Annotated in this window: 26 protein-coding genes and 1 pseudogene; 18 read left to right on the top strand and 9 right to left on the bottom strand. The window is 63.4% G+C overall.

Features of this window, described 5'->3' with window-relative positions; translation table 11 throughout:
• Window positions 1–84 precede the first annotated feature (84 nt).
• The 4 genes and pseudogenes from G4D79_RS34630 to G4D79_RS20420 form a co-directional block, all read right to left on the bottom strand.
• Window positions 85–408 (bottom strand): annotated as a pseudogene (locus G4D79_RS34630) (HD domain-containing protein); the annotation flags it as partial.
• Between the two features lie 293 nt (window positions 409–701).
• Window positions 702–1,298, bottom strand: a complete 597-nt coding sequence (locus G4D79_RS20430; protein ID WP_214514313.1) for a CHAP domain-containing protein — start codon at window positions 1,296–1,298, stop codon at window positions 702–704.
• A gap of 17 nt (window positions 1,299–1,315) precedes the next feature.
• A complete protein-coding gene (locus tag G4D79_RS20425) occupies window positions 1,316–2,887 on the bottom strand; it encodes an MDR family MFS transporter (RefSeq protein WP_003944867.1) in 1,572 nt (523 codons plus the stop codon).
• 41 nt (window positions 2,888–2,928) lie between these two features.
• Window positions 2,929–3,561: a TetR/AcrR family transcriptional regulator gene (locus G4D79_RS20420; protein WP_003944787.1), complete on the bottom strand. Its 633-nt coding sequence runs from the start codon at window positions 3,559–3,561 to the stop codon at window positions 2,929–2,931.
• A gap of 104 nt (window positions 3,562–3,665) precedes the next feature.
• On the opposite strand from G4D79_RS20420, the gene G4D79_RS20415 reads away from it, so the two are divergent.
• From G4D79_RS20415 to G4D79_RS20400, 4 genes are all read left to right on the top strand, one after another.
• A complete protein-coding gene (locus tag G4D79_RS20415) occupies window positions 3,666–4,019 on the top strand; it encodes a zinc ribbon domain-containing protein YjdM (protein ID WP_172403451.1) in 354 nt (117 codons plus the stop codon).
• A 101-nt stretch (window positions 4,020–4,120) separates the two neighbouring features.
• Window positions 4,121–5,152 (top strand): ABC transporter substrate-binding protein, encoded by a 1,032-nt coding sequence (locus G4D79_RS20410; RefSeq protein ID WP_308252596.1) that lies wholly within the window; start codon window positions 4,121–4,123, stop codon window positions 5,150–5,152.
• A gap of 51 nt (window positions 5,153–5,203) precedes the next feature.
• A complete protein-coding gene (locus G4D79_RS20405) occupies window positions 5,204–5,623 on the top strand; it encodes a DUF1622 domain-containing protein (RefSeq protein ID WP_007728052.1) in 420 nt (139 codons plus the stop codon).
• Between the two features lie 31 nt (window positions 5,624–5,654).
• Window positions 5,655–7,055, top strand: coding sequence for a DUF2252 domain-containing protein (locus G4D79_RS20400; RefSeq protein WP_003944964.1), 1,401 nt, complete (start codon window positions 5,655–5,657; stop codon window positions 7,053–7,055).
• A 4-nt stretch (window positions 7,056–7,059) separates the two neighbouring features.
• On the opposite strand, the gene G4D79_RS20395 is transcribed toward G4D79_RS20400, so the two are convergent.
• The 3 genes from G4D79_RS20395 to G4D79_RS20385 all read right to left on the bottom strand — a co-directional run bounded on the left by G4D79_RS20395 (window position 7,060) and on the right by G4D79_RS20385 (window position 9,406).
• Window positions 7,060–7,776 carry an SRPBCC domain-containing protein gene (locus G4D79_RS20395; RefSeq protein ID WP_214514312.1) on the bottom strand — a complete coding sequence of 239 codons (717 nt, stop codon included), beginning with the start codon at window positions 7,774–7,776 and terminating at the stop codon, window positions 7,060–7,062.
• Window positions 7,777–7,778: 2 nt separating this feature from the next.
• Window positions 7,779–8,408: a helix-turn-helix domain-containing protein gene (locus tag G4D79_RS20390; protein WP_007728048.1), complete on the bottom strand. Its 630-nt coding sequence runs from the start codon at window positions 8,406–8,408 to the stop codon at window positions 7,779–7,781.
• A gap of 74 nt (window positions 8,409–8,482) precedes the next feature.
• Window positions 8,483–9,406 (bottom strand): neutral zinc metallopeptidase, encoded by a 924-nt coding sequence (locus tag G4D79_RS20385; RefSeq protein ID WP_042448761.1) that lies wholly within the window; start codon window positions 9,404–9,406, stop codon window positions 8,483–8,485.
• A 163-nt stretch (window positions 9,407–9,569) separates the two neighbouring features.
• On the opposite strand from G4D79_RS20385, the gene aspS reads away from it, so the two are divergent.
• The 3 genes from aspS (at window position 9,570) to G4D79_RS20370 (ending at window position 13,735) form a co-directional block, all read left to right on the top strand.
• Window positions 9,570–11,378: an aspartate--tRNA ligase gene (aspS, locus tag G4D79_RS20380; RefSeq protein ID WP_050656336.1), complete on the top strand. Its 1,809-nt coding sequence runs from the start codon at window positions 9,570–9,572 to the stop codon at window positions 11,376–11,378.
• An 18-nt stretch (window positions 11,379–11,396) separates the two neighbouring features.
• Window positions 11,397–12,362, top strand: coding sequence for a DUF389 domain-containing protein (locus G4D79_RS20375; protein WP_214514311.1), 966 nt, complete (start codon window positions 11,397–11,399; stop codon window positions 12,360–12,362).
• Between the two features lie 191 nt (window positions 12,363–12,553).
• A complete protein-coding gene (locus tag G4D79_RS20370; protein ID WP_047270379.1) occupies window positions 12,554–13,735 on the top strand; it encodes a kinase in 1,182 nt (393 codons plus the stop codon).
• A gap of 71 nt (window positions 13,736–13,806) precedes the next feature.
• Here the strand turns inward: G4D79_RS20370 and G4D79_RS20365 are convergent, their stop codons facing one another.
• Window positions 13,807–14,187: a nuclear transport factor 2 family protein gene (locus tag G4D79_RS20365; protein WP_003944973.1), complete on the bottom strand. Its 381-nt coding sequence runs from the start codon at window positions 14,185–14,187 to the stop codon at window positions 13,807–13,809.
• A 96-nt stretch (window positions 14,188–14,283) separates the two neighbouring features.
• On the opposite strand from G4D79_RS20365, the gene G4D79_RS20360 reads away from it, so the two are divergent.
• From G4D79_RS20360 to aroQ, 11 genes are all read left to right on the top strand, one after another.
• Entirely contained in the window at window positions 14,284–15,723 is a 1,440-nt protein-coding gene (locus tag G4D79_RS20360) for a replication-associated recombination protein A (protein WP_370852743.1), read from the top strand.
• A 77-nt stretch (window positions 15,724–15,800) separates the two neighbouring features.
• The gene (gene alaS, locus G4D79_RS20355) at window positions 15,801–18,473 is read left to right on the top strand and encodes an alanine--tRNA ligase (protein WP_030536427.1); all 2,673 of its coding nucleotides are present in this window, start codon (window positions 15,801–15,803) and stop codon (window positions 18,471–18,473) included.
• A 2-nt stretch (window positions 18,474–18,475) separates the two neighbouring features.
• Entirely contained in the window at window positions 18,476–19,009 is a 534-nt protein-coding gene (ruvX, locus tag G4D79_RS20350; RefSeq protein ID WP_156519475.1) for a Holliday junction resolvase RuvX, read from the top strand.
• Entirely contained in the window at window positions 19,006–20,316 is a 1,311-nt protein-coding gene (mltG, locus tag G4D79_RS20345; protein WP_042445689.1) for an endolytic transglycosylase MltG, read from the top strand. The genes ruvX and mltG overlap by 4 nt, the downstream gene beginning before the upstream one ends.
• Complete coding sequence (locus G4D79_RS20340) at window positions 20,306–21,145, top strand: shikimate dehydrogenase (RefSeq protein WP_003944839.1); 840 nt, start codon at window positions 20,306–20,308, stop codon at window positions 21,143–21,145. Before mltG ends, G4D79_RS20340 begins: the two co-directional genes overlap by 11 nt.
• A gap of 80 nt (window positions 21,146–21,225) precedes the next feature.
• Entirely contained in the window at window positions 21,226–21,849 is a 624-nt protein-coding gene (locus G4D79_RS20335) for an A24 family peptidase (RefSeq protein WP_050794071.1), read from the top strand.
• Window positions 21,850–22,074: 225 nt separating this feature from the next.
• Window positions 22,075–22,773: a S1 family peptidase gene (locus G4D79_RS20330; protein WP_007728030.1), complete on the top strand. Its 699-nt coding sequence runs from the start codon at window positions 22,075–22,077 to the stop codon at window positions 22,771–22,773.
• Window positions 22,774–22,884: 111 nt separating this feature from the next.
• Window positions 22,885–24,072: a chorismate synthase gene (gene aroC / locus G4D79_RS20325; protein ID WP_003944974.1), complete on the top strand. Its 1,188-nt coding sequence runs from the start codon at window positions 22,885–22,887 to the stop codon at window positions 24,070–24,072.
• Window positions 24,073–24,085: 13 nt separating this feature from the next.
• A complete protein-coding gene (locus G4D79_RS20320; protein ID WP_003944778.1) occupies window positions 24,086–24,595 on the top strand; it encodes a shikimate kinase in 510 nt (169 codons plus the stop codon).
• A gap of 25 nt (window positions 24,596–24,620) precedes the next feature.
• On the top strand, window positions 24,621–25,730 hold the full coding sequence (gene aroB / locus G4D79_RS20315; RefSeq protein WP_003944873.1) for a 3-dehydroquinate synthase: 1,110 nt from the start codon (window positions 24,621–24,623) through the stop codon (window positions 25,728–25,730).
• Window positions 25,727–26,155: a type II 3-dehydroquinate dehydratase gene (aroQ, locus tag G4D79_RS20310; RefSeq protein ID WP_003944916.1), complete on the top strand. Its 429-nt coding sequence runs from the start codon at window positions 25,727–25,729 to the stop codon at window positions 26,153–26,155. Before aroB ends, aroQ begins: the two co-directional genes overlap by 4 nt.
• 87 nt (window positions 26,156–26,242) lie before the next feature.
• Here the strand turns inward: aroQ and G4D79_RS20305 are convergent, their stop codons facing one another.
• On the bottom strand, window positions 26,243–26,851 hold the full coding sequence (locus G4D79_RS20305; protein ID WP_019748369.1) for a B-4DMT family transporter: 609 nt from the start codon (window positions 26,849–26,851) through the stop codon (window positions 26,243–26,245).
• Window positions 26,852–26,948: the final 97 nt, after the last annotated feature.

Below are 26,948 nucleotides of genomic sequence, written 5' to 3'. Positions count from 1 at the left end.
GGCGTCAGCGCCCGCGCCGCGGTCGACGGTCAGATCCATGTGCAGACGGATCGCTTCGCCGATTCGCTGTACCGACCTCTCCGAAGTTCCCACTCTGGTCGCGAGTTCTTCTGCGTCTGCGGCACTGATGTAGGTGAAACACCCGTGCTCGGCCGATCCTTCTGCGCCCAGTCCGACATCGTGAAGGGCGCACGCGGTGAAGAGATCTTCGGGGTCGTACTCGATCGCATCGATCTGCGCGAAGGCGTCGGCCCAGATCCAGCAGCGCAGGCTGTGGTTCAAGACCGCGGGGGAGAGGGTTCCTCTGGCGTGATCGAGCGCTTCGCTGCACAGCTTGGTGTCGGGGAGTGGGCGTTTGCGCAGCTCGGGTGTGCGAGTGGGGTAGCGGCCGAGCCGCAGTCGGAGCATCGACGGCGTGCTCATGACCTGCGCAGCAGCAGCGCGGGCCATGAGCTGTATCTGCTCGAGGGTGGTCAGCTCACCAGGGCGCATCGAATTCCTGTCTGAGGTAGGGGACAGCTGGATATGAATCTAGTTGCCAGGTCTGATCCTTCGTTCGATATGTATATCTGTCGAAGACGGAAACACGGAATTATCCGAATATTGGTTGATAGTAAGTGCCATCCAACGGCAACCCCGAATCTGTAGCCTCACCTCTGCACTTCGCAAGAACCATCAAGCAACGACGGTGGGGCTCGGGCTCAGATGACGCCGAACCCGACGATCCCCGGGACTTCCGACGGGACGATGCGATGGAGCATGACCTTGTTGTTCTCGTTGCCGCCGACGGTCGTCAGAGTGCCGGCGTCGTTGACCAGAACGACGTTGACGTGTTGGCCGAAGGGGCTCGAGTCGCCGTACAGGATCGTGTCGCCGACCTTGGGTTGGTAGTCCTGACCGTAGGGGACAAAGGCGTCGACGGACTCGTAATACTCCTGCAGCGTGTACACCCCGGGGATGCGCCACGACCCTGAGTTGGGGTTCGAGAACGGCGTGCCGATCTGGTTCATCGACCAGCTCACGAAATCGGCACACCACGATTCTTCGACACCCTCGGCGTACTTGGTGCCGGGACTCCCTGACTCCCATTCCTGCTCGAGGACGCCCAGTAGCGCACTCTGCTGAGCGCTGAGAATGCTGTGGTCGACGGCCGGGAACGAATCGAGATTCTCGCCGGCAAGAGCGTCGTCGTCGCGCGCGAACCACCACAGTGCGCCGGCGACAACTACGACCACCGCAACGCCGAATACGCCCAGAACAGCGAGAGTGCGTCTGGGCGTATTCGGTGCGTGCGACATCACGCCACGATAGTCAATTACTCGAGCGGGGGCGCCGAGCGATCGATCGTCGTCGCGAGGGGCTTCTCCTTGACGAAGAGCAACAGGACAACCGCCGCGATGACCAAGGGGACGAGGTACAGGAAGATCGGCGCCAGCGCGTCGTTGTATGCACCGACGATGATCTCGCGAACCTGGCTCGGCAACTTCCAGAGGATTCCCGGGGTCAAGGAGTTCTCGTCACCACCGACCGCGCCGCCATTCGCCGGGAGTCGCTCGGCCAGGAGATTGGTCAGACGCGAGGCGAACAGGCTGCCCACGATCGCGCTGCCCAACGACGCACCGATCTGGCGGAAGAAGTTGTTCGACGCGGTGGCCGTTCCCACTTCGGCCGCGGGGAAGGTGTTCTGCACGATCAAGATCAAGATCTGCATGACGAGGCCGAGTCCGATACCCATGAGTGCGATGTAGCAACCGAAGACCAGCAGTGAGGTCGACGGCGTCAGACGTGAGAGCAGGACCAGAGCAACAGCGACGATGGATGTTCCGACGATGGGGAAGATCTTGTAGCGGCCGGTCTTGCTGACCAGCTGGCCGGACCCGATGGAGGCGACGAGCAGGCCCGCCATCATGGGAATCATCATCAATCCAGCTTCGGTGGCGTTCTTGCCGGTCACCATTTGGATGTAGGTCGGCAGGTAGGCGAGCGCACCGAACATGGCGATTCCGATGATCAGGCCGGCGACGGTGGTCAACACGAAGTTGCGCTGAGCGAACAGGTGCATCGGAATCACCGGTTCGTCGGCACGCTTTTCGACGAAGACAAAAGCCACTGCCGTCACGACGCAGCCGACGATCAACCCGATGATGACGGCCGATCCCCAGGCGTAGGTGTTTCCGCCCCAGGTAGTGAACAGGATCAGACACGTCGCTGCCGTCGCGACGAGAACCATGCCCAGATAGTCGATGCGAGGCTTGCCGAGGTTCGGCTTCCGCAGGTGCAGAAATGCCATCGCGCTCGCGATGGCGAGTAGGCCTAGGGGGATGTTGATCCAGAAGGCCCAACGCCAACCGATGCCCTCGGTGAACCAGCCGCCGAGTAGGGGACCGGCAACCGAAGCCAGTGCGAACACCCCGCCCATCGCACCCATGTACCGGCCGCGTTGCCTGGCGGGGACGACGTCGGCGATGATCGCCTGGGACAGCAGGATCAATCCGCCGCCGCCGAGTCCCTGCACGGCTCGACCAGCGATGAGTGTGGTCATGTCGTGGGACAGACCGCCGATCACCGAACCGACGATGAAAATGCTGATGGCGCCGATGAAGAGGCCCTTGCGGCCGATCAGGTCACCGAGTTTTCCGTACACCGGCATCATGACGGTCGAGGCGAGGATGTATGCCGTCGTCACCCAGACCATGTGGTTGACGCCGTTCAATTCGCCCACGATGGTGGGCAAAGCGGTACTGAAGATCATCTGGTCGAGCGAAGCCAGAAGCATCGTGATCATCAGCCCGACAAAAACGAGGATGATCGACCGTTTGTCCGGCGAGGCCTCGGTGTCGGTATGCGTGCCGTCGGGCTCGACGGTCGCAGCTTCTCGAGTGGACATGTAGTTCCTTAGTTGAGTGACGGCGGGTGCGAGAGTGTGGATCAGCTCTCGGACCTCAGTATTCGAGCCATCAGGAGTAGTGCCGGATCGAGCAAATCTGTTCTGGGGCTTGCCCGTTCACTGTTCTGCCATTTTCGGAAGACGTAACGCATCGCGGCGCCTGCGGTGATGACCGTTGCTGTGGCTTCGTCGGCAGCGGCTGTGTCCGAGTGCAGGCGGCGATACTCGGTTCTGTTCGACAACTCCCGCGTGAGGATCCGGGTGAGCGTGTCTTCAAGATCGTGGAAGGTGGCCAGATGTTGTTGCAACAGCGTGGGATGACGCTCGAACAATTCGCGTCGATGCGCGAGCAGATCGGGTCGCTCGTCGACGATTTGCATCGCCGCCTCGAATACCGCGAGAGCGCCGCGCAGCGGATCGTCCGGGTGCTCGCCGATGAGCGTGAGCATGGTCGTCTCACTTGGCACGACGAGCATGAGCCCACCGATCGCTGCGTCCTTGGTGGGGAAGTAGTTGAAGAACGTGCGGGTCGACAGATTGCAGGCTTCGCAGATTTTCTCGACGGTCACTTCGTCATAGCCCAGGTCGAGAACGAGTTCGACGGCGGTGTGCTCGATCAGCTGCCTCGTCGCAATTCGTTTTCGTTCGCGCAATCCGAGAGTTTCGGTTCCCATTTCATCCATAATTGCACAGAGTGCAAAGTTTCATCGAATGCAATATTTCGCCCAAGAATGCCTCATGAAATGCAAAAATGGGGATCGGGTGCCTGGTGGATAGGATGAACCGCGTGGAAGACACCTTGCCCCCTTGCCCTGAATGCGCCGGCGAATACACCTACGAGATGGGCGCGTTGATGGTCTGCCCGTCCTGCGCGCACGAGTGGGCGCTGACCGATAGTGCCGGCGAGGACCTGGGTGTGGTGAAAGATGCCGTAGGCAACATTCTTGCGGACGGCGACACGGTGACGGTCGTCAAGACGCTCAAGGTGAAGGGCAGTCCGACCGGCATCAAGTCAGGTACGAAAGTTCGCAACATCCGCCTTGTTCAGGGTGTTGGTGACCACGACATCGACTGCAAGGTCGACGGCATCGGACCGATGCAATTGAAGTCGAGCGTCGTCAAGAAGGTGTGACCGGACAGCGATAGTTGTCGGCTCGAAATCCTGTTCAGTTTCGACGGTTCGATAGCCACAATCGAGGTGATTCTCGACCGCTCGAACGAATGGACCGAACTGTGCCGAACTCGATCTGCCTGGTGCCCGCACTCGATAACACCGCACTCGATACAGACGAGCAGTGGAGACGCATCGTCGATGCGCTGACGCGCAGGGGTTTCCTCGGCGCCGGGCTCGGTGTCGCGGCCGCGACATTGCTGGCAGCGTGCAGCAGCGACGAAAACGGCTCGGCGCCAAGTGGTCTCGTCACAGTGCAGGATGAGACGGGCAGTGTCGAGATTCCGTCGGATCCGCAGCGAATGGTCATCGCCCATGTCAGCGCCATGGCGACGGTGCTCGACCTCGGTGTGCCGCCGGAGAAGATCGTCGGCGGCTTCTTCGGTCTCGAGGGTGTGAGCGGTGACGCGGTGTTGCGTACGATGCCGGAGGCTGCGAACATCCCGAACCTCGGCACGGCGGGGACGTGGAACAAGGAAGCGATCATCGGCGCGTCGCCGGATCTGATCGTCATGCTCCTGACCGCCGGAAATGCTTATGCGGCAAAGTCCTACGACGAACTCTCCGCGACCGGTGTTCCAGTATTCGCCGGCTTCAACGGGTACCTCACGTGGGCCGAGATGAAGAAGTTGGTCACCTCGATGGGCGTCGCGGTCCGACGCGAAGACGCTGCTGCGGAATTGAACGCGAGAACGGAAGAGCGCCTCCTCACAATCAAGGATCGACTCTCCGCCCTCGGTTCGTTGCCGTCGGTGACCCTCCTCCGCACCGGCGAGAACGGTGTCGTCTACAACCAGGTCGACGCTCTTCTCGACGCCCTCGGTTTCCCCGGCGATCGAGCTACATCGGAGGAGTTCACGCGCACACTCACAGCGGAGCAACTCGATCAGGTGACCAGCGACGTGATCATCGTGGGCGCATTCCAGGACCAGCAGGACGTCCGCGCGCAGTTGGCGATGAACCCGCTCTGGGAGCGTCTTCCCGCTGTCCGCTCGGGGAACGTCCATTACGTCGACGACAGCCTGTGGGGCTCGGGCTATTCTCCCCGCGCGACCGAGCTGCGACTCGACGACATCGAGCGGATCTTCAGCTGACGCCGTCGTGTCACCTCGACTTATCGGTGCATTACCTCGAGAATCATGACCATGGACAAAATCAGGTTCTTCGAGCTGGTCACCGAATGGTTCGAGGTACTCGGTGTTGTCGCCATGGTTCTCGGGTTCGTGTTCGCATTCGTGATCGCGGGGCGCGCATGGAGTCGAACGCGGGACGGTAGTTCGGCGTTTCGTACTCTGCGCGAGACCATGGGCGCGGTCATCCTTCTCGGCCTCGAGATCCTTGTCGCCGCTGATCTGGTGAAGACGGTGACGTCGTCGCCGTCGCTGACAGACGCCGCAGTTCTGGGCATGATCGTTCTTATTCGGACCGTGCTGAGCCTGTCGATTCAGATCGAGATCGACGGGGTACTTCCGTGGCGCAAGGCGTTGGTGTCAAGTCCGGAACTCCTGGTACGCGCAGCGCGCGGATCAGGAGGCCGCACGACGCCCGACGCGTCGAGTTCGTAGCGATAGCCGTTGCGAGTGAAAGGTCGGGCAGATGACAGCAGTGCGTACCGAGCATCTCACGGTCGACGAAAGGCGGGCGCGCGGCCGTCAGGCGCGTAGAGATACGCCATTGGCCGCGCTCGCGGATCTGGCAGAGAGTGAACGTGATCCGATATCACTGCTCGAATTGCAGGCGAAGTCGCGGGTACAGGACCTGGTGCCCATCCGATACGGGCGGATGTCGGCATCGCGGTTCTCGTTCTTCCGCGGCGCTGCACTGGTGATGGCCGACGATTTGTCACGCAGTCCGGATTCGGGTCTTGCCAGCCAACTCTGCGGCGACGCGCACCTGAGCAACTTCGGTATCTATGCGACGCCCGAGCGAAAGCTCGCGTTCGACATCAACGACTTCGACGAAACGTACCCGGGACCGTTCGAATGGGACGTGAAACGACTGGCCGCAAGTTTGGTGATCGCCGCAAAGGACAACGGATTTTCGGGCAAGGAGCGGAAGAAGATCGTTCGCGGATGCGCGGCCGAGTATCGGGAAACCATGATCACCCAGGCAGGATTGGGAAATCTTGCAGTCTGGTACTCGCACATCGCACCCGAGGACGGGCTCGAGGCTCTCCAGATCGACCTGAAGAAGCGCATGCTTGCTCGCACACAAGCGACGCTGGACAAGGCTCGTCGCCGCGACAGTGTGCAGGCGGCAGGCAAGTTCACCGAAATCGTCGACGGCCGGCGGCAATTCATCAGTGATCCGCCGCTGATCGTGCCCGCAAACGAGTTGTTCGCAGGGACCGATCTCACGCAGATCGAGGAGTTGCTACGTCAGCGCGTTCGGTCGTATCGGAGCACGCTGCAGTGGGACCGTCGGGTGTTGCTCGAAAGCTTCGAGATGACGCACATTGCGCGGAAGGTTGTCGGTGTCGGGAGCGTCGGAACACGCGCATGGATGATCCTCATGAAAGGAGTCGACGACGACGATCCGTTGATCCTGCAGGTCAAGGAAGCTCAACCCTCGGTATTGTCCGGCTACGTCGATGGTCCGACCTTCAAGAACGAAGGGGAACGCGTCGTCAACGGGCAACGCTTGATGCAAGCGACAAGCGACATCTTTCTCGGCTGGGAACGAGGGCCGGGGCTCGACGAGGGTGAGCACGATTTCTACATTCGTCAACTGCGTGACGGTAAAGGGTCGGCAGTCATCGAAGAGATGGTGCCGCAGGGGCTGGAACTCTACGGGCGCCTGTGCGCCAGGGTCCTTGCCTACGCACACGCTCGCTCGTCCGATCGGATAGCGATCGCCGAATATCTCGGTGACGGAACCGAATTCGATTTCGCGATCGGGGAGTTCGCGGCTGCCTACGCCAAGCGCAATGCTCGCGATCACGCCGCTCTGCTGACCGCGATCGACGACGGTCGCGTGTCAGCAGAGCGGGGAGTGTGACGACTCAGGCGAACGCGCCGTCGAGCCAGCCCTGCCACGCTGCCGTTGCTGATCCACCGTCAGCACCCTCTGCGAAGAGGTGATGGGCCGCGTCGACGGTGCCGCCGAAAGCATTTCGGCCGTAGAACCGCAGCAATGCGTCCTGGGTGCGCAAGCCGATGAACCAGTCGTTGATGTAGTCGACAATCGCGTCGACGGTTCCGATTCCGGGGACTTCCACCGACGCGGAGTCACCGACAGCGGCGCCCGAGGTGATTCCGAGGGCGCTGCGAAGCGTTCCCATCGCTTGCGGCGCGGAAGAGGATTCCGGGCCTTCAGCCGAGACATAGGTGGTGGGCCTGCCGGCGAAGTACCGCACGTACTGGCCGAGACTGTGCAGGTAGAAGTCCGTGTGCTTGCTCGCGCCGTCGTACTGGTTGTCCCAGTCATCGGCAAACACTCCGGCGTGGACGTAGCGGACAACGGCGGTGCTCTCGTCGAGGGCCTCGACGACGTATTCGAGGTTGTTGAACCAGCCGTCGGGGCCTTGCATGTGGATGGCGAGTTCGCGGGGTGGCTCCCACGTGGCGATGATCGGGCTGTCCGGGCGGCTGCCGTCGGCGGGGATCTCGAGAGGGGAGGGGAACATCCAGCCGGCCGTTTCGGCCGAGATGGCGGCCCAGATCTGCTCGGGGGTTCCTGGGACGACCACCTCGCGGCGGATTTCGAATTTCTCGGACATTGCTACTTCTCCGTTTCGGGCGCGTCGATCGCTTGGGTTGTGATGGTTTGGGGTGTGGTGAGGCTGGGATGCAGGGCGACAACGAGGCGGTGTTTGCGTCCGCCTTCGGAATTGCCGTCGTGATACTTGGCGACGAGTGAGTTGATCGACTCGCCGAGTTCGCCGGCGAAGGCGGCACGGTCGGCCGCCGTGGCAAAGGTGATGTCGCTGTCGATGGCAAAGGACGCCAACGGTTTTCCGGCTGCAGTTGCTCCGGCGATCAGTTCGCCGACCTCTCGGACGATCCGCGCTGCGAGACTGACGAGCCAGCGCGCCGAGAGTTGATCGGGGAACCGGCCCGGGTCCGGGGCGAGCGCCGACATGGCGGCAGGGGATATGACGTACGACGCGGCGCTGGCCTGCATGATTCGCTCGGTCATGTTGCCTCGCTTGCGTTCCTCGACGAGCTCGACAAGTCCGTGGTCTTCGAGAGTGCGCAGGTGATAGTTCACCTTCTGGCGTGTCAGCCCGATCCGGGGCGCCAGCGAGGATGCCGATCCCGGCACCGCCAATTCGGCCAGAATCCGTTGCCGAATCGGATCGAGCGACGCCTCGGCAGCTCCGGGGCGATCGATGACTGCTACGTCCAACATGAGAAAACCATCCCACCGACAACTGAATCTGTCAAGACAGAAAAAATTGTCGGTGGGATGGTTTCGGAGGTTCGCTATCGCTTGAGGTCGGGCGGGTTGTTCAGATCCCGCGCCGAGTACGTGTCACACGACGAAATCTGGCCGGTCTGGTATCCGGTCTTGAACCACGCCTGCCGCTGTGCGGAGGAGCCGTGTGTCCAGCCTTCGGGGTTGACCCGACCGGTCGTGGACTTCTGGATGCGGTCGTCGCCCACCGATGACGCCGCCGAGAGGGCGTCTCGAATATCGCTCTCGGACAAGGGCTTCAGGAATGGTTGACCGGTCGCTTCGTCGGGAATCGTGTCCGCAAAATGTGCCCAGACGCCGGCGTAGCAATCGGCCTGGAGTTCGGTGCGAACCGCACCCGACTGCTCACCCTGCGGGTCGGCCTGCGCGCGGCCGATGTCGCCGAGCTGATTCTGGATGTGATGTCCGAACTCGTGCGCGACCACGTACTCCTGTGCGAGCGGTCCGGCGCTGGAACCGAAACGGTCGACGAGTAGTTGGAAGAAACTCGTGTCGAAGTACGCCGTTTGGTCCGCCGGGCAGTAGAACGGACCGACGTCACTCGACGCCTGGCCGCAACCGGTGTTGACCGAACCGCTGAACAAGACAACTTCGGGACGCACGTACGCCGTGCCGGTCTGCTTCACCAACTGCTGTTCCCAAACGTCGTCGAGGCTTCCGACGGTCAGCGTTACTCGGCAGTTCACATCGGCGTTGGCCTGAGCGCCGGTGCACTCGTCGACCGACGACAGTCCGGTCGACGAACTCGAAGTCTCGGTGGACGTGCCCAGTAATGAGCCGGGATCGCCGCCGAACAACAGCGCCAGGATCAGAACGATGATGCCGCCCGCGCCACCGCCGATCGCGATTTTGCCGCCGCGGCCACCGCCACCCCCGCCGCCTTGAACCTGAACGCGTCCCGCTTCGCCGCGGGCCCCCTCGTTGAAGGTCATCTATGTCCGCTTTCTGCTGTCGTGAACAAGTGCTTGCCGTCACTTCTGGAGATAGCTTCGCATGCGATGCGGGTCCGCGTTTCCGCTCTGTGCAGTTCGCTCCGTAGGATCGCAGGCAAAGTAGTCGGTCGTCGGTTATTGGAAGTAGTTCGAAAGGAATCCCGTGCTGCGCACACATCTCGCCGGTTCATTGCGACCCGAGCAGGCAGAGCAGACCGTAACGCTCACCGGTTGGGTAGCCAGGCGTCGTGATCACGGCGGAGTGATCTTCATCGATCTCCGTGATGCATCCGGAGTTGCGCAGGTAGTTTTCCGGGCAGGTGACGTGGCCGAGCAGGCGCACCGTCTGCGCGCGGAATACTGCGTTCGCGTGACCGGAACGGTCGAGGTTCGCCCCGAGGGCAACCAGAACTTCGAGATCCCCACCGGAGCGATCGAGGTCAACGCCACTGAACTCGAGGTTCTCAACGAAAGCGCACCGCTGCCGTTCCAGCTCGACGATCAGGTCGGCGAAGAAGCGCGCCTCAAGTACCGCTACCTCGACCTGCGTCGTGAAGGCCCCGGCTCCGCAATTCGCTTGCGCTCCAAGGTAAGTGCTGCAGCGCGCGGCGTTCTCGCGCATCACGAGTTCGTCGAGGTCGAGACTCCGACGCTCACGCGCTCGACGCCCGAGGGTGCCCGTGACTTCCTGGTGCCGTCGCGCCTTCAGCCCGGTAGCTTCTACGCACTGCCGCAGAGCCCGCAGCTGTTCAAGCAGCTCCTCATGGTCGGCGGCATCGAGCGCTACTACCAGATCGCACGTTGCTACCGCGACGAGGATTTCCGCGCCGATCGCCAGCCCGAGTTCACTCAGCTCGACATCGAGATGGCTTTCGTCAACCAGGACGACATCATCCTGCTCGCCGAGGAAATCCTGACGGCGCTCTGGAAGCTCGTCGGCCACGAGATCAAGACGCCGATCGACCGCATGACCTACACCGAGGCAATGCGTCGTTACGGCAGCGACAAGCCGGACCTGCGTTTCGACATCGAACTCGTCGAGTGCATGGACTTCTTCAAGGACACGACGTTCCGCGTGTTCCAGGCGGAGTACGTCGGCGCCGTCGTGATGCCCGGCGGTGCAAGCCAGCCGCGCAAGCAACTCGACGCCTGGCAGGAATGGGCCAAGCAGCGTGGGGCCAAGGGTCTGGCGTACGTGTTGGTCGGTGAAGACGGCACTCTCGGTGGACCTGTTGCCAAGAACCTGACCGACGCCGAGCGTGAGGGCCTGGCCGCCCACGTCGGAGCTCAGCCGGGAGACTGCGTCTTCTTCGCAGCTGGTGCAACGAAGCCGATGCGCGCCCTCCTCGGCGCTGCCCGTGGTGAGATCGCCCGCAAGAAGGACCTCATCGATCCTGACGCGTGGGCCTTCGTGTGGATCGTCGACGCTCCGATGTTCGAGCCGACCGCCGACGCCACTGCATCCGGTGACGTCGCTCTCGGCCACTCCGCGTGGACCGCCGTGCACCACGCGTTCACGTCGCCGAAGCCGGAGTTCTTCGACACGTTCGACACCGATCCGGATTCCGCTCTCGCCTACGCGTACGACATCGTCTGCAACGGCAACGAGATCGGCGGCGGCAGTATTCGTATCCACCGCAAGGACATTCAGGAACGAGTGTTCAAGGTGATGGGTATCTCCGAGGACGAGGCGCAGGAGCAGTTCGGCTTCCTCCTCGACGCCTTCGCCTTCGGTGCGCCGCCGCACGGCGGAATCGCATTCGGCTGGGACCGCATCACCGCGCTCCTCGCCGGCATGGATTCCATCCGTGAGGTCATCGCGTTCCCGAAGTCCGGCGGCGGCGTCGACCCGCTGACGGATGCTCCGGCACCGATCTCGGCTCAGCAGCGCAAGGAATCGGGTATCGACGCGAAGCCCGAGAAGAAGTCAGAGGACAAGAAGTCCGAAGGCGACACCGGCGAAGCCAAGTAGAGCCGACACCGGATCGCCATGCTGCATTTGCGGGTGATCTGCCCGATCGAGCGCACCGAGCAAGTTCTCGGTGCGCTCGCGTCGCAGCGGGGCGCGACACACATCGTCGTGATGCGCGACGTCGCGGTTCATCCTGCCGGCGACATGGTGGAGGCCGACGTCGCCCGTGAGGCGGCAAACGACGTCGTCGATGCCCTGAACGAACTCGGCGTCGCCGAGGACGGCGGAATGACGCTCGTACCGGTCGAGACGGTGTTGTCGGCGGCGGCGCGCAAAGCCGAGCGTGACGTGCCTGGTGATCCCGCGGATTCCGTCGTGTGGGAGGAATTGCTGTCCCGCACTCGCGAAGAGTCGACTCTCAACGGATTGTTCGTCGCGTTCCTGACCATTGCGTGTCTGCTGGCCGCGATCGGCGTCGTCACCGACTCTCAGATCACGATCGTCGGCGCCATGGTCGTCGGTCCGGAGTTCGGTCCGCTGGCTGCTTTGGCAGTCGCACTCGTACGGCGGGATCGACGGTTGCGTCGGCGTTCGATTCTCGCGCTTGCCGTCGGATTCCCCATCGCGATGGGCGTGACGCTTGCCGCAACGTTCGTGGTGAAGTTCTTCGGATGGATGGACGTCGTCAGTCTCGAGTCACTCCACGAGGTCGATTTCGTATACAAGGTCGGGCCCATTTCGTTTGTCGTCGCGCTTCTTGCCGGTGCGGCTGGGATGCTGGCACTCGTCTCGTCGAAGTCCGCTGCCTTGGTCGGGGTGTTCATCTCTGTCACCACGGTTCCTGCCGCCGGTTTCGCGGTGGTTGCGGCAGCAAACGGAGAATGGCGGATCGCCGGGTTGTCGTCTCTGCAACTGGCTGTCAACCTGCTCGGGATCGTCACTGCCTGCGTGCTTGTTCTCTGGCTCAGAACCCGGGCCGACGAGGAATTCGAAGCAGCGTTGAAAGGCATTTCTCGATTTGTCGACGAGGACAAGACTCCATGACGTCGCAGGTTCGGAGTTCTGCTCACCGACAGCAAAATTCTCGAGAGAACTGTGTGCCGATGTGGCGATTGGGGACTTTTGTCATCGCCGCAGGTAGTCGGCAATTTCTGTTGCTGTGAGGCCTTGAATTCTCCGCTGCGAGCGGACGAGCTGGGCATGATCGGAGTCACTAACGGGTAAGTTGGTCGGTGATGACCGCATTACTGGCAGACCCCGTTTCCGAAGTCGTCGCAGCTGCTGAGCAGTTGCTGACACGCCGCACAGGGGCACCCGTAACCCTGGTGGATCCCGTAGATCTCGGGGGGAGTGGCCGCACCGTCGTGCTGCGCGTTCGCGTCGCCGAGAACCCGTTCTCCCTGCCCCGAACTTTGGTGATCAAGCAGGTCCGCGACAACTTCCAGGGAGCTACCAAAACAGCGATTGCGCTCCCGGCCGCGTCCGAAGGTGACTTCGACGTCGAGACCGCATTCCTTCGTGAAGCGGTGTCGTATCAGTTCGCCAACGCGCTTGCCAAGGACGCACGCCCCGGCGCCGAACTGTTGGCGTCCGACCTCGATGCTCGCCTCCTGATCCTGAGTGATCTCGGCGACGCCACCGCAATCAGCGTCCGACTCGAAGACTCCGACCCGGACACCGTCACTTACACGTTGATGGCCATGGCTCAGGCAATGGGACGCATGCACGCCGCGACCGTCGGCCGGGAGGACGACTTCACCGCACTGCTGCGTCGAGCCGAGGTTGCCCATTGCTCCGATGAAGTTGCGGATCAGGTGGGACGTGCCGTGGCCGGTGTTCCCGCGATGCTGGTGGAAAGTCTCGGCATCGATGTGAGTTCGGACATTCTCGAGCAGGTTCAGCATGCGCAGACACTGTTCAGCGGTGGCCGGTTCCGTGCCTTCAGTCCGTCGGACCTGTGCCCCGACAACATCATCGTCAACGACGACGGCGTGCAGTTCCTCGACTACGAGTGGGGTGGCTACCGCGATGCCCTCCTCGACATCACCTACGCGTTGGTGTCTTTCCCCGGTTGCCTGTGCAACATCGACCTGACCGAAGAGCGGGCGTCGGCGATGGTCGATGCCTGGCGGGCCGAGGTAGTGGGGATGTGGCCCGCCCTGGCCGACGAGGCCGAATTGGGCCGCCGGATTGTCGAGGCCCAACTCATCTGGGTCTGGCTCAGTACCTATCTGTACCTGCCCGAGGATCATTCGCGTATCGCCGCCGTCCGCGAACATTATCTCTCGATTCCACGCGCCGACGCACTGGTCGGACGCTGGGCCAGGCTCGCACGCTCGGCTCAGCTCGCCGGCAACGCCGCCGTCGAGGCACACGCCCGCGACGTCGTGGCGGCGCTGCGGACCGAGTTCAGCTGAGGCCCTGACCGATCACACACTGAAGGGCGCCCGTGCACGAAGCACGAGCGCCCTTTCTCGGTCGAGTCCGCTCAGTTGTCGGAGACCAGATCGTTCTCGGACAGGTCCGTCGCCGCGAGCGCCGTCGCCAGATCGGGATGCCGGAACGTCGACGTCACCTGGTCGGCCACGACTCGGAAAGCAGAGGCCAGGGTCGCGGACTTGTCCGGTTCGGCCGCCCACGTTGCGGTCTGTTCGACGACGACCACGCCGTGGTGGACGTACATCTTTCCGGGGACGAGCGTGATGCCGGCGTTGGTGGCCCACTCGCGCAGGGCAGCGAGTCCCTGGCTCGCGCCCTTGGGGCCGCCTACCTCGATGTCGTCACTCGACAACTGCAGCAGAGTGTCGACGTCTTGGGAGTTGAGTGCATCGTGCCACGCGAGGACGGTGGCGATCTCGGAGGTGCTCATGGCGACAACGCTATCCAATGCGGATTCACGACTGGGTGAGGGCTGGCGGAACAGCGGATTGTGTCGGGCGTCGGTGGTCTCTAGTAGCGTCGATTCGTGAGCGATTGGCAAGCGGAAGACAGTGTGGGGGCGAAAGACGGCGTGGTGGCGGAAGACGGCCTGTTCGAGGCAACTCCGGAGGAATCCGCGATCGTCGACGAACCAGATGTCGTGTCTGTAGCCGAGCGCGCCCTGTCCTCGGTGCCGCCCGGAGCTCCTCTGGCTGTCCGCATGCGTCCGCTCACTCTTGGTGAAGTTGTCGGTCAACAGCACTTACTCGGGCCCGGCGCGCCACTCCGCAGAATGGTCGAGGGGTCCGGCGCCGCATCGGTACTTCTGTACGGACCTCCCGGCACCGGCAAGACCACGCTCGCATCGTTGATCTCGGGTGCTACCGGCCGCCGGTTCGAGGCTCTGTCGGCTCTGTCCGCCGGAGTCAAAGAAGTCCGCGGTGTCATCGAACTCGCGCGCCGCCGCCTGCTGAACGGCGAACAAACCGTCTTGTTCATCGACGAGGTTCATCGCTTCTCCAAGACCCAGCAGGACGCCTTGCTCGCCGCGGTCGAGAACCGCATCGTGCTCTTGGTCGGCGCGACCACCGAGAACCCGTCGTTCTCGGTCGTCTCCGCTCTGTTGTCGCGCTCGTTGGTCCTGCAACTGCAATCGCTCACCGCTGCGGATGTCCAGGAACTGCTCGAGCGCGCTGTCGCCGACGAACGCGGGTTCGGCGGAGCGATCACGATCGACGACGACGCGATGGAACACCTCGTTCGTCTGGCGGCCGGCGACGCCCGCCGAGCCCTGACGGCACTCGAGGCTGCCGCCGGAGCTGCACTGGACACGGCCGGTGACGCTTCGGGCCCGGTGGTGCTCGACCTCGCGACCGTCGAGGCCAGTGTCGACAAGGCCGCGGTTCGGTACGACCGTGCCGGAGATCAGCACTACGACGTCATCAGTGCATTCATCAAGAGCATTCGTGGATCAGACGTCGACGCCGCCCTGCACTACCTCGCACGGATGCTGACCGCGGGCGAAGACCCTCGCTTCATCGCACGGCGTCTGGTGGTTCACGCCAGCGAAGACATCGGCATGGCTGATCCGATGGCGCTGCAGACTGCCACCGCCGCGGCGCAGGCAGTGCAGCTGATCGGTATGCCGGAGGCTCGTCTGGCGCTGGCACAGGCCACCATTCATCTGGCGACGGCTCCCAAATCGGGTGCGGTCATCGCCGCACTCGGCGCGGCCATGGCCGACGTGGCCGCCGGAAAATCCGGACTGGTACCGCCGCACCTGCGTGACGGGCACTACAAGGGCGCCGAGCAATTGGGCAACGCAGTCGGATACAAGTACCCGCACGACACACGTGATGGTGTTCTGCGGCAACAGTATCCACCGGACGATCTGGTAGGTGTCGACTATTACCAGCCCACCGCGCACGGCAACGAGCGGGAGATCGCCGATCGGGTGAGCAAACTTCGCCGAATAGTTCGTGGCTGACGCCTGCCAGGTTCCACCGGCCGACGCGTTAGTCTGGACACCCATAGCTCGACGCTCTTGAAGGTAAGGACCGGTTAGTGCAAACCCACGAGATCCGCAGGCGATTCCTCGACCACTTCGTCAAGGCCGGCCACACCGAGGTGCCCAGCGCCTCGCTGATTCTCGACGACCCGAACCTTCTGTTCGTCAACGCGGGCATGGTTCCGTTCGTGCCGTTCTTCCTCGGGCAGCAGACGCCGTCCTACTCACGGGCGACGTCCGTGCAGAAGTGCGTCCGCACCCTGGACATCGAAGAGGTCGGCATCACCACCCGCCACAACACCTTCTTCCAGATGGCGGGCAACTTCTCCTTCGGTGACTACTTCAAGAAGGAAGCCATCTCCCACGCCTGGCAGTTGCTGACAGGTTCGGTCGAGGACGGCGGATACGGCATCGATCCCACGCGCCTGTGGGCCACCGTCTACCTCGACGACGACGAAGCATTCTCGATCTGGCGCGACGAGGTAGGAGTGCCCGAAGAGCGCATCCAGCGCCGAGGCATGAAGGACAACTACTGGTCCATGGGCATTCCCGGGCCGTGCGGCCCCTGCTCGGAGATCTTCTACGACCGCGGCGCCGAATACGGCGTCGAGGGTGGCCCCGAAGCCGACGAGGATCGCTACATCGAGATCTGGAACCTCGTGTTCATGCAGAACGAGCGCGGCGAGGGCACCAACAAGGGCGACTACCCGATCCTCGGACCGTTGCCGAAGAAGAACATCGACACCGGCATGGGCGTCGAGCGCGTTGCGTTCCTCCTGCAGGGCGTCGAAAACGTCTACGAGACAGATCTTCTCCGCCCCGTCATCGACAAGGCCGCCGAACTGACCGGCAGTGTCTACGGGACCGACCACACTTCAGACGTCCGTTTCCGCGTCATCGCCGACCACGCACGCACCGCAGCGATGTTGATCGCCGACGGTGTGAACCCCGGCAACTACGGCCGCGGCTACGTCCTGCGCCGGTTGCTGCGTCGCATCGTGCGTTCGGCCAAACTGCTCGGCAGCGAGCAGCCCACCATGCGCGAGTTCATGGTCGTCGTCCGCGACACGATGGCGCCGTCGTACCCGGTTCTGGAAACCGACTTCACGCGCATCGAGAACGTTGCCGTCGGCGAGGAGACCGCGTTCCTCAAGACGCTGGCTTCGGGTTCTGCTCTGTTCGAGAATGCTGCCGAGACGGTCAAGTCGTCCGGAAAGTCGGTCATCGCCGGCGATCAGGCGTTTGCACTGCACGACACCTACGGCTTCCCGATCGACCTCACGCTCGAGATGGCGTCCGAGGCCGGTCTCACCGTGGACGAGGACGGCTTCCGCACGCTCATGGCCGAGCAGCGCAAGCGCGCCAAGGACGACGCTCAAGCGCGCAAGCACGCCCATGCCGACCTCACGGTCTACAAGGAACTGCTCGACCGAGGAGCCACCGAGTTCACCGGTTTCGACGAGCTGGTCTCCGAGGCTCACGTCCTCGCACTGATCGTCGACGGCGTCCGTGTCCCGGTCGCGAAGGCCGGTCAGGACGTCGAGGTCATCCTCGACCGCAGCCCGCTCTACGCAGAGTCCGGTGGACAGATCGCCGACATCGGTTCGCTCACCGCGCCGGGCCTCGAAGCCAAGGTCAACGACGTACAGAAGATCGCCAAGAAGGTCTGGACGCACAAGGTGACGGTGCAGAAGGGCGAGATCACCGAGGGCGACGTCGTGCTCGCGCACGTCGACGCCGAGTGGCGCAAGGGTGCAACCCAGGGGCACTCCGGTACCCACATGGTGCACGCGGCGCTGCGTCAGGTGCTCGGCCCCAACGCGGTGCAGGCAGGCTCGCTCAACAAGCCGGGTTACCTCCGCTTCGACTTCTCCTGGCAGGGCGCGCTGTCCGACTCCCAGAAGCAGGACATCGAGGCACTCACCAACGAAGCCGTGGCGTCGAACTACGCGGTCAACACATTTGTCACGGATCTCGACAAGGCCAAGGCGATGGGTGCGATGGCACTCTTCGGTGAGAACTACGGCGACGAGGTTCGTGTCGTCGAAATCGGCGGCCCGTTCTCGATGGAACTGTGCGGTGGCACTCACGTCGGAAGCTCCGCACAGATCGGTCAGGTAACGCTGCTCGGTGAACAGTCGGTCGGCTCCGGAATCCGACGCGTCGAGGCGTACGTCGGTTTGGACTCCTACCGCTACCTCGCCAAGGAACGCGCGCTCCTGGCCGGACTCTCCTCCTCGCTGAAGGTTCCTTCGGAAGAGGTGCCCGCCCGCGTCGAGGCGCTCGTCGAGCGACTCAAGGTGGCCGAGAAGGAACTCGAACAGACAAAGGCCAAGGCAGTGCTGGCGTCAGCAGGCGAGTACGTCGCCAAGGCCAAGCGCATCGGCAGTGTCCTCGTCATCGCCGAGCCTGCTCCCGCCGGAGTCGGCGGAAACGACCTGCGCAGCCTCGTCACGGACATCAAGGGTCGCCTCGGCTCCGAACCTGCCGTCGTAGCTCTGCTCGGTGACGTCGACGGCAAGGTTCCGTTCGTGGTCGCCTCGAGCAAGGCAGCTCAAGGTCTCGGTGTGAAGGCCGGTGAGCTGGTCGCGTCGTTCGGTCCCAAGATCGGCGGCCGCGGCGGCGGAAAGCCCGACATGGCCCAGGGTTCGGGTTCGGACTCCGCAGGAATCCCGGCGGCGCTCGATGCGATCCGGGACAGAGTCGGAGAGCTGGCGGGCGGCAGCTGACGGTGATGGCTACGCAGCAGGGTCCCGATCGCCCCGGCATCGACGACCCTGGTCGCGGGCGGCGCATCGCCATCGACGTGGGCAGTGTTCGCATCGGCGTCGCGTCCAGCGACCCCGACGGCATCCTCGCGACACCGGTGGAAACGGTTCCACGCTCGAAGGAGCGTGGGCCCGACGCGCCGGATATCCGGCGCATTATCGCCATCGTGTCCGAATACGAGGCCGTTGAGGTTATCGTCGGACTGCCACAGACGCTGCGCGGTGAGCAAGGTAAGGCCGCCGGTATCGCGACTGCATTCGCCAAACGACTGCAGCGGGCCGTCGAACCGATCCCGGTGAGACTGTCCGACGAACGACTGACGACCGTCACGGCTGCGCGCAATCTCCGCGAAAGTGGAGTCAAGGCACGCGGCCAGCGACCGATGATCGATCAGGCTGCGGCGGTGGAAATCCTGCAAGGCTGGCTGGACGAGCGGAGTAGAGCTGTGAAACCAGGGGAGTCGTCGAAGGACGCTGCACTGGAGGGCGATCTGTGAACGCGCGGTGGGATGAGGGCGGCGGAAGCCGGCCCACCAGTTCGTTCGACTTCGACAACGACGAGACCATGGTCATGCGTGCACTGCCGCAGAACATCGATCCGCCGCATATGTCGCGAGCCGAGGCACGCAAGCAACGCGAAGCGCGCAACAAGCGCGCCAAGCGTGGCAAGAAGGTCGGCGTTCTCGCCCTGCTGGTGTTGGTGATCGCAGTCCTCGGTGTCGGTGCATACGGCGCTCTCTGGTACATGGATCGCAACAAGACCGCGGAGGATTTTGCCGGCCCCGGCGGCGCACCCGTGGTCATCCAGATCAACAGTGGAGAAACCGCATCGGAGATCGGTGCGACGCTCGAGGCGAAGAACGTCGTCGCGAGTTCCGCTGCTTTCTACAACGCGGCGATCGCCAATCCGTCTGAGATCCAGAAGGTGCAACCCGGCTTCTACCAGGTGCCGGTGCAGAGTAGCGCCGCGAGCGCACTCGACACCTTGGTTGCCCCGGACTCCCGAGTCGGCAGTGTTGTCATCGCCGAAGGGCGTCAGCTGCACGACAGTTCGGACGCGCAGACCGGCTCGCTCAAGAAGGGCATCTACAACCTCATTTCCGAGGCGAGTTGTGTCGGCCCGGTTTCCGCTCAGAAATGTGTCTCGACAGACGAATTGAACACTGCGGGAGCATCTTCCGATCTGGCTTCGCTCGGCGTGCCCGAATGGGCGATGTCGTCGGTCAAGAGCGTGCCGGACAAGGACCGTCAGCTCGAAGGCCTGATCGCCGCCAGCAGTTGGGATTTCGATCCCACCGCGACGCCCACCGAGATCCTGCGGTCGTTGGTCGAGGGTAGCGCCGCCAAGTACGAGGCCACGGGAATTCTGACAGCCGGCAGCGGGGTCGGAATGTCTCCGTACCAGTTGTTGGTGGCAGCGTCGCTGGTCGAGCGTGAGGCGTTGCCCGCAGACATGGCCAAGGTCGCGCGGGTGATCGTCAACCGACTCGCAGTCGATCAGCCTCTGCAGTTCGACTCCACGGTCAACTACTCACTCGACACCACCGAGGTCGCAACCACGGATGCCGACCGTGAGCGCGTCACGCCGTGGAACACGTACGCAATGCCGGGTCTGCCTGCAACGCCCATCGCTTCGCCGAGCATCGACGCGCTGAAGGCCGTGGAATCGCCGGCGGCCGGTGACTGGTTGTACTTCGTCACAATCAACAAGGAAGGCCAGACGCTCTTCACCAAGAGCTACGAGGAGCATTTGGCCAACATCGAACTGGCACAGCAAAGTGGGATTCTCGACAGTGGACGGTAGTACCGCGACTTCGCTCGCGACGCCACGTAAGGCGGCAGTTCTCGGAAGCCCGATCGCTCACTCGAAGTCCCCGTTGCTGCATCTTGCGGCGTACGCGGCTTTGGGGCTGAGCGATTGGACCTACGAGCGGATCGAATGCACCGGCGAGCAGTTGCCTGCCCTCGTCGACTCACTCGGCCCCGAATGGATCGGCCTCTCGGTGACGATGCCGGGCAAGATCGCAGCACTCGAATATGCCACCGAACGCACACCGCGAGCGGTGACCATCGGCTCGGCCAACACCCTGGTTCGCATCGACGGCGGTTGGCGTGCCGACTGCACGGACGTCGACGGAGTCAGCGGTGCGTTGATCGCCGGCGGTGTCGGCGATCTCAGCGGCACTTCGGCGGTAGTTGTCGGCGCGGGCGGCACCGCGCGGCCGGCATTGGTCGCGTTGGCCGACATGGGAGTTCGGACAGTCACCGTGGTCGCGCGTGATCCGGGGCGCGCATCCGGTGCCATCGAATGCGGCGGCGCGGTCGGGTTGGACATTGATCTGGTCGCCTTCGACGACGCACGGCTAGGCGGGATCTGCGCCGAATCCTCGGTCTTGGTCAGTACCGTTCCCGCGGAAGCGGCAGCGCCCTTTGCCCAGCAATTGGGGAAGGCGCGATTTGTCCTCGACGCGATCTACAACCCCTGGCCGACGCCACTTGCTTCGGTTGTCGAGGCGGCCGATGGCACGGTGATCGGCGGCCTCGAGATGTTGCTCAATCAGGCCTTCGGGCAGGTAGAGCAGTTCACGGGCAAGCCCGCTCCGCGAGAGGCGATGGCAGCCGCTATCGCCTAGCTCTGTTCACAGTGTCGAGGTAGTCCACAAGACAATTCGTAGTCTGCCGCTGGTGAACGCCAGACGCCAAGCTCGAAACCATGTGGACGTTGGTGGTCTTGGCAGGCGCTGGGGTAATCGCTGGTTTCGGTGCTCAGGCGATCGTCGACTGTTGGTTGCGGCGATACGGTTATCGACCAGTCGTGACTTTCTGTTGTGTGCCGCAGTGCGCCGTCGCAACAGGCTGGGTTGTCGTCGGTGCGCTGAATACCTCGGTGGTGCAGTTACTTTCCGGTCTCGCCGTGGTGTGGTGGTGCGTCGCGATCTCGACTGTCGACCTGGCTGTGCGTCGGCTGCCCAACAGTTTCACGCTGCCGGGCTACGCCGTCGTGATGGTCTACGCGACGGTGTCGGGAACGGTGTGGGTGGCGGCGGTGGGGTCGGCACTGCTCGCCGGAATCCACCTCCTGGCGCACGTGATGTCGCCTGGTTCCATGGGTGTCGGCGATGTGAAGCTCTCGCTTCCTCTGGGCGCCGTGACCGGATTGGTGGGAGCGGACGCCTGGCTGTGGTCGTTGGTGTCTGCGTCGGTGCTCACCGCAACGCTGGGCACCGCGCTGGAACTGCGAAGACGAGGGCCGGTAGCCCATAATTCGCCCATTGCGCACGGACCCTCGATGTGCCTGGCAGCCTGCGGTTCGATTGCGTTTGCCTGGCTGACGTGACGAGTGCAACATCCGCGAGAAGTCTGGCGTTATTGACCGTTCAACGACGGACGGTGAACTGCAGGAAAGACGTAACCGTCGGTTTCATAAATGCGGGTATTGCCAGCGCGCGGTCCCAGTATGCGGCGAGTCGGACTTGCCGAATGTCCACACCCTGACGTTCACTGAGGTTTCGGAAATGGGACAAAACGAATCTCGTTTCGCACTCGATTATCGGGGGAACCTATGCGCACAAGGCTTTTCGTCGCTGCGGCAGCCTGTTTGGCGGCTGTGGCTGCAGGAGCGGGCGTCGCCGGCGCCGCGCCTGCACCTTCATCGGTGGCACTGGGCGGGGGCTCAGGCATCCTGCTGCCGGACGTGGATCACTCCGATCCTGACCGAGTTGCAGCATGCACGTTGACCGCGGTCGGCTACGACAACGCCGGTTCTCTCGTGGCACTCACCGCCGGACACTGCGGAGTTGTCGGGGACCGGGTGTTCGCCGAGTACCTGCCCGAGGCCGGACCCATCGGTCGGTTCTCTTACTCGAGTCCGGTCTCGGACATCGCCGTGATCGATCTCGACGACGCCAAGGTAGCTCCGCTGCGTACCGTCGGCGGCACGACGATCAACGGAATCGGCGCCCCGCCGGCACCGGGCACGATCGTGTGCAAGGAAGGCCGTTCGACCGGCAACACGTGCGGTATCACCTGGGGCTACGACTCCGTCTACGGTGAGATCGTCGAGCACACGTGCTCGATTCCCGGTGATTCCGGTGGACCGCTCGTCGTCGGTGACCGCCTGGTGGGCTTGATCAGCAACGGCTACCCGCCGTACTGCTTCGAGCCGCTTCCGCCGCCGTTCCACGCTCCCGACAACTCGGCGGACATCAACATCGGTTTGGCTGACATCAACGCAAACGGTGGAGGATTCCGCCTGTTCTAGACCCACAGGCACCCCTGAGATGGCCCACACGCCTCGTGCGTGTGGGCCATCTGTGTTCACCGGGAGGACCACTGTGACAACTGAGGTCTGCGACGTGGAAAGATGGTCGGCGTGCTGCGTTGGATAACTGCCGGAGAATCCCATGGTCCCGCCCTCGTCGCGATGCTCGAGGGCATGGTCGCGGGGGTCGAAGTGACCTCTGAGGCCATCTCGTCCGAACTTGCCCGTCGTCGACTCGGTTACGGCCGTGGCGCACGGATGAAGTTCGAGGCCGACAAGGTCACCATCATCGGCGGTGTCCGCCACGGATTTACGCTCGGTGGCCCCGTGGCCATCGAGATCGGCAACACCGAGTGGCCCAAGTGGGAAACCATCATGTCCGCCGACCCGGTCGACCCGGACCTGCTCGCCGATCAGGCTCGCAATGCCCCGTTGACGCGCCCGCGTCCCGGACACGCCGATTACAGCGGCATGCTCAAGTACGGCTTCAACGACGCGCGTCCCGTCCTCGAGCGCGCCAGCGCTCGCGAGACCGCAGCCCGCGTGGCCGCTGGAACCGTCGCACGGTCCTTCCTGCGTCAGGTATTCGGTGCCGAGGTCGTTTCACACGTTATTTCCATCGGTGCTTCCGAGCCGTACGTCGGACCCGTGCCTGAGGGCAAGGATCTCGACGCGATCGACGCGAGCCCGGTCCGCGCATTCGACAAGGCTGCAGAAGAGTCGATGATCGCCGAAATCGAATCGGCGAAGAAGGACGGCGACACCCTCGGTGGCGTCGTGGAGGTCGTCATCCACGGCCTGCCGGTCGGACTCGGCACTTTCGTCAGCGGCGCCGAGCGTCTCGATTCACGACTTGCAGCTGCTCTCATGGGAATTCAGGCCATCAAGGGTGTCGAGGTCGGTGACGGCTTCGAGACCGCGCGCCGTCGTGGCAGCGAAGCTCACGACGAGATCCGTCCGGGCCCGGACGGCATCGTGCGCTCCACGAACCGCGCAGGCGGTATCGAAGGTGGCATGACCAATGGTGAGGCTCTTCGAGTTCGCGCCGCGATGAAGCCGATCTCGACGGTTCCGCGCGCTCTGGCGACGGTCGACATGGAGAGCGGCGAGGAAGCGGTTGCCATCCACCAGCGCAGCGACGTGTGCGCGGTTCCGGCCGCCGGCGTCGTCGCCGAGTCGATGGTCGCGCTCGTCGTGGCTCAGGCCGCACTCGAAAAGTTCGGTGGTGATTCCATTGCTGAAACCACTGCCAACTACCGTCGTTACGCCGAGGGCATCGCAGCCCGACCGCCTCGATAGGACTCACGTATCGATGAAGCCGAAGGCTGTACTCATCGGTCCGCCCGGTGCCGGCAAATCGACCATCGGTCGACGTCTCGCGCAGGCACTCGAACTCGAGTTGGTCGATACCGACGCCGAGATCGAACGGACCACGGGTAGGACGATCCCGGAGATCTTCACCCATGACGGAGAGCCTCGGTTTCGTGAAATCGAGGAATCGGTGGTTCGCGAAGCATTGCAGTCCACCGACGGAATCGTCTCGCTCGGCGGTGGTGCGATCCTCTCCGATCGCACGCGCGAACTGCTCCAGGGGCACACGGTCATCTACCTCGAGATCAGTGTCGCCGAAGGGCTTCGCCGCACGGGGGCGAACAATCATCGCCCGCTGCTGGCCGGCGGAGATCCCAAGGTCAAGTACCAGGAGTTGATGAGGCGTCGTCGTCCGCTGTACCGGCGTTCGGCCACGATTCGGATTCGGACCGACGGCCGAAGTCCGGCGCGTGTCGTCGGGCAACTGGTGTCGAAACTTCAAGACAAATGAACAACCGGAGCGGAGTAGTGGAGCAGTGACCGAACCCGTACGTGTAGAGGTGAAGACCGCAAGTCCTTACCCGGTCGTGATCGGCCGCGGCCTGCTCGGTGATCTCGTTGCCGAGTTCGACGGCGCGCGCACTGTCGCGATCTTCCATCAGCCGCCGCTGGCAGAGACCGCGGAGGCCGTACGGGCTGCGTTGGCGGAGAAGGGAATCGACGCCCACCGTATCGAGATCCCCGATGCCGAGGACGGCAAGGATCTTGCTGTGGCGGGCTTCTGCTGGGACGTGCTCGGCCGGATCGGCCTGACTCGCAGCGACGCGATCATGAGCTTGGGCGGGGGAGCGGCGACCGACCTCACCGGCTTCGTCGCGGCTACGTGGATGCGCGGTGTCAAGGTAGTTCACGTCCCCACCACCTTGCTCGCGATGGTCGACGCAGCAGTGGGCGGCAAGACCGGTATCAACACCGAAGCGGGCAAGAACCTCGTCGGTTCGTTCCACGAACCGGGAGCGGTGTTCATCGATCTCGCGACGCTCGAGACTGTGCCGCACAACGAGATCGTTGCAGGCATGGCCGAGGTCATCAAGACCGGATTCATCGCCGACCCGGTGATCCTGGATCTCATCGAAGCCGATCCCAAGGCAGCTCTCGATCCGTCGGGAACTGTTCTGCCCGAGTTGATTCGGCGCTCCGTAGAGGTCAAGGCCAAAGTCGTGGCCGCGGATCTGCGCGAGTCGGATCTGCGCGAAATCCTCAACTACGGCCACACCCTCGGCCACGCGATCGAACGTCGTGAGCGCTACAAGTGGCGCCACGGTGCCGCTGTCTCCGTCGGCCTGGTCTTCGCTGCCGAACTCGGACGGCTCGCGGGCCGACTCGACGACGCCACCGCGGATCGTCACAAGTCGATCCTCGATCTCGTCGGGCTGCCGACGTCGTACGACGGTGATGCGTTCGGCGATCTGATGAAGGGAATGCAGACCGACAAGAAGAACCGTGCCGGGCTGCTGCGTTTCGTGGTCCTCGACGGACTGGCCAAGCCGGGTCGCCTCGAGGGGCCGGATCCGAGTCTGCTGGTTGCGGCGTACTCCGCGATTGCCCGCGATGCGAGGCCGGCCGGCGGAACGGTCCTGCTGTGAGGATCAACGTCGTCAACGGACCCAATCTGGGGCGTCTGGGTAAGCGTCAGCCCGAGGTCTACGGCGCGACCACACACGACGATCTGATCGAATTGTGCGTCGCGGCAGGCAAGGAGCTCGGCGTCGAGGTGATCGTCCGTCAGAGCGATCACGAAGGCGATCTGCTCGGTTGGATCCACGACGCGGCGGACGCGGGGGAACCGGTGATCCTCAATGCCGGTGGCTTGACGCACACGTCGGTGGTCCTGCGAGATGCATGCGCCGAACTGACCGCAGGTCTCGTCGAGGTACACATCTCGAACGTTCATGCGCGAGAAGAGTTTCGGCACCACTCCTACCTGAGTCCGATTGCGACCGGAGTGATCGTCGGACTCGGCGTCGCCGCGTATCCGCTGGCGATCAGGTTCCTCGCCGAGCGAGGCTGAACGAGGCAAGTCGAAAAAACAGTCACACGAATGCGGCCCCGAGGAGAATATCCTCGGGGCCGCATTCGGTTGTGTGTACGGCGGGCGTTACTGCTCGCGCTTGCCCAGATCGATCGCTGGGAAGACCGCGGTATCGGCGTCGGATTCCTCGACGGACATGGCGGCTCCGCTGTATGCGTGCTGCTCGGTGGGGGAGTCGTAGCCCTCGCTGACGGGCACCGGTTCGTGGTGACGCTCGTGGGACGGGGTCTGCGGAGCTGTTCCGTTCTTGCGCTGTTCACGGCTGACGAAGAAGCGTCCGACAGTGATGGCGATCATGGCGGGGACGAAGATGAGAAGGATCGTGAACGCCGCACCGGAGGTCACCTCGAAGAACAAGCCCTGCTGGGTCAGTTCGAGGGAGGGGACGAGGCTGAGTGCCCAGCTGGCAGCGCCGGCGACGAACCCGCCGACCAATGCGGCCTTGAGCCACAGCATGGTCAGATCGGCGCCGTCCTCGGGTTCGGGGAAGTTCCGGCGGTCACGAATGCCGTCGATACCACCCCAGATCGCGGCGAAGACGATGACGATCAACAGGGACAGCCAGCGCAGGGTGGACCCCTGAAGTGGCCACTGTGCGATCGCTGCACCGAGCAACGCACGAAACACAACATGTATCAGGGCCATGCCGAGGCCACGTACCAACCACGCATTCATGGGTACAGCCTAACTAGAACCCATTACACCTTGTGGCCTAACCCACACTTATTGCTGTAACCGCGAGTTTCGAGTTGATCGGCAGGTCTGCGCGGGC

This window comes from Rhodococcus sp. WY5 (genome assembly GCF_018588185.1).
GTDB classification, from domain to species: Bacteria; Actinomycetota; Actinomycetes; order Mycobacteriales; family Mycobacteriaceae; genus Rhodococcus_F; species Rhodococcus_F qingshengii.
Note: the sequence above shows the minus strand (reverse complement) of the source record. Positions and strands in the feature narration are given on the sequence as shown.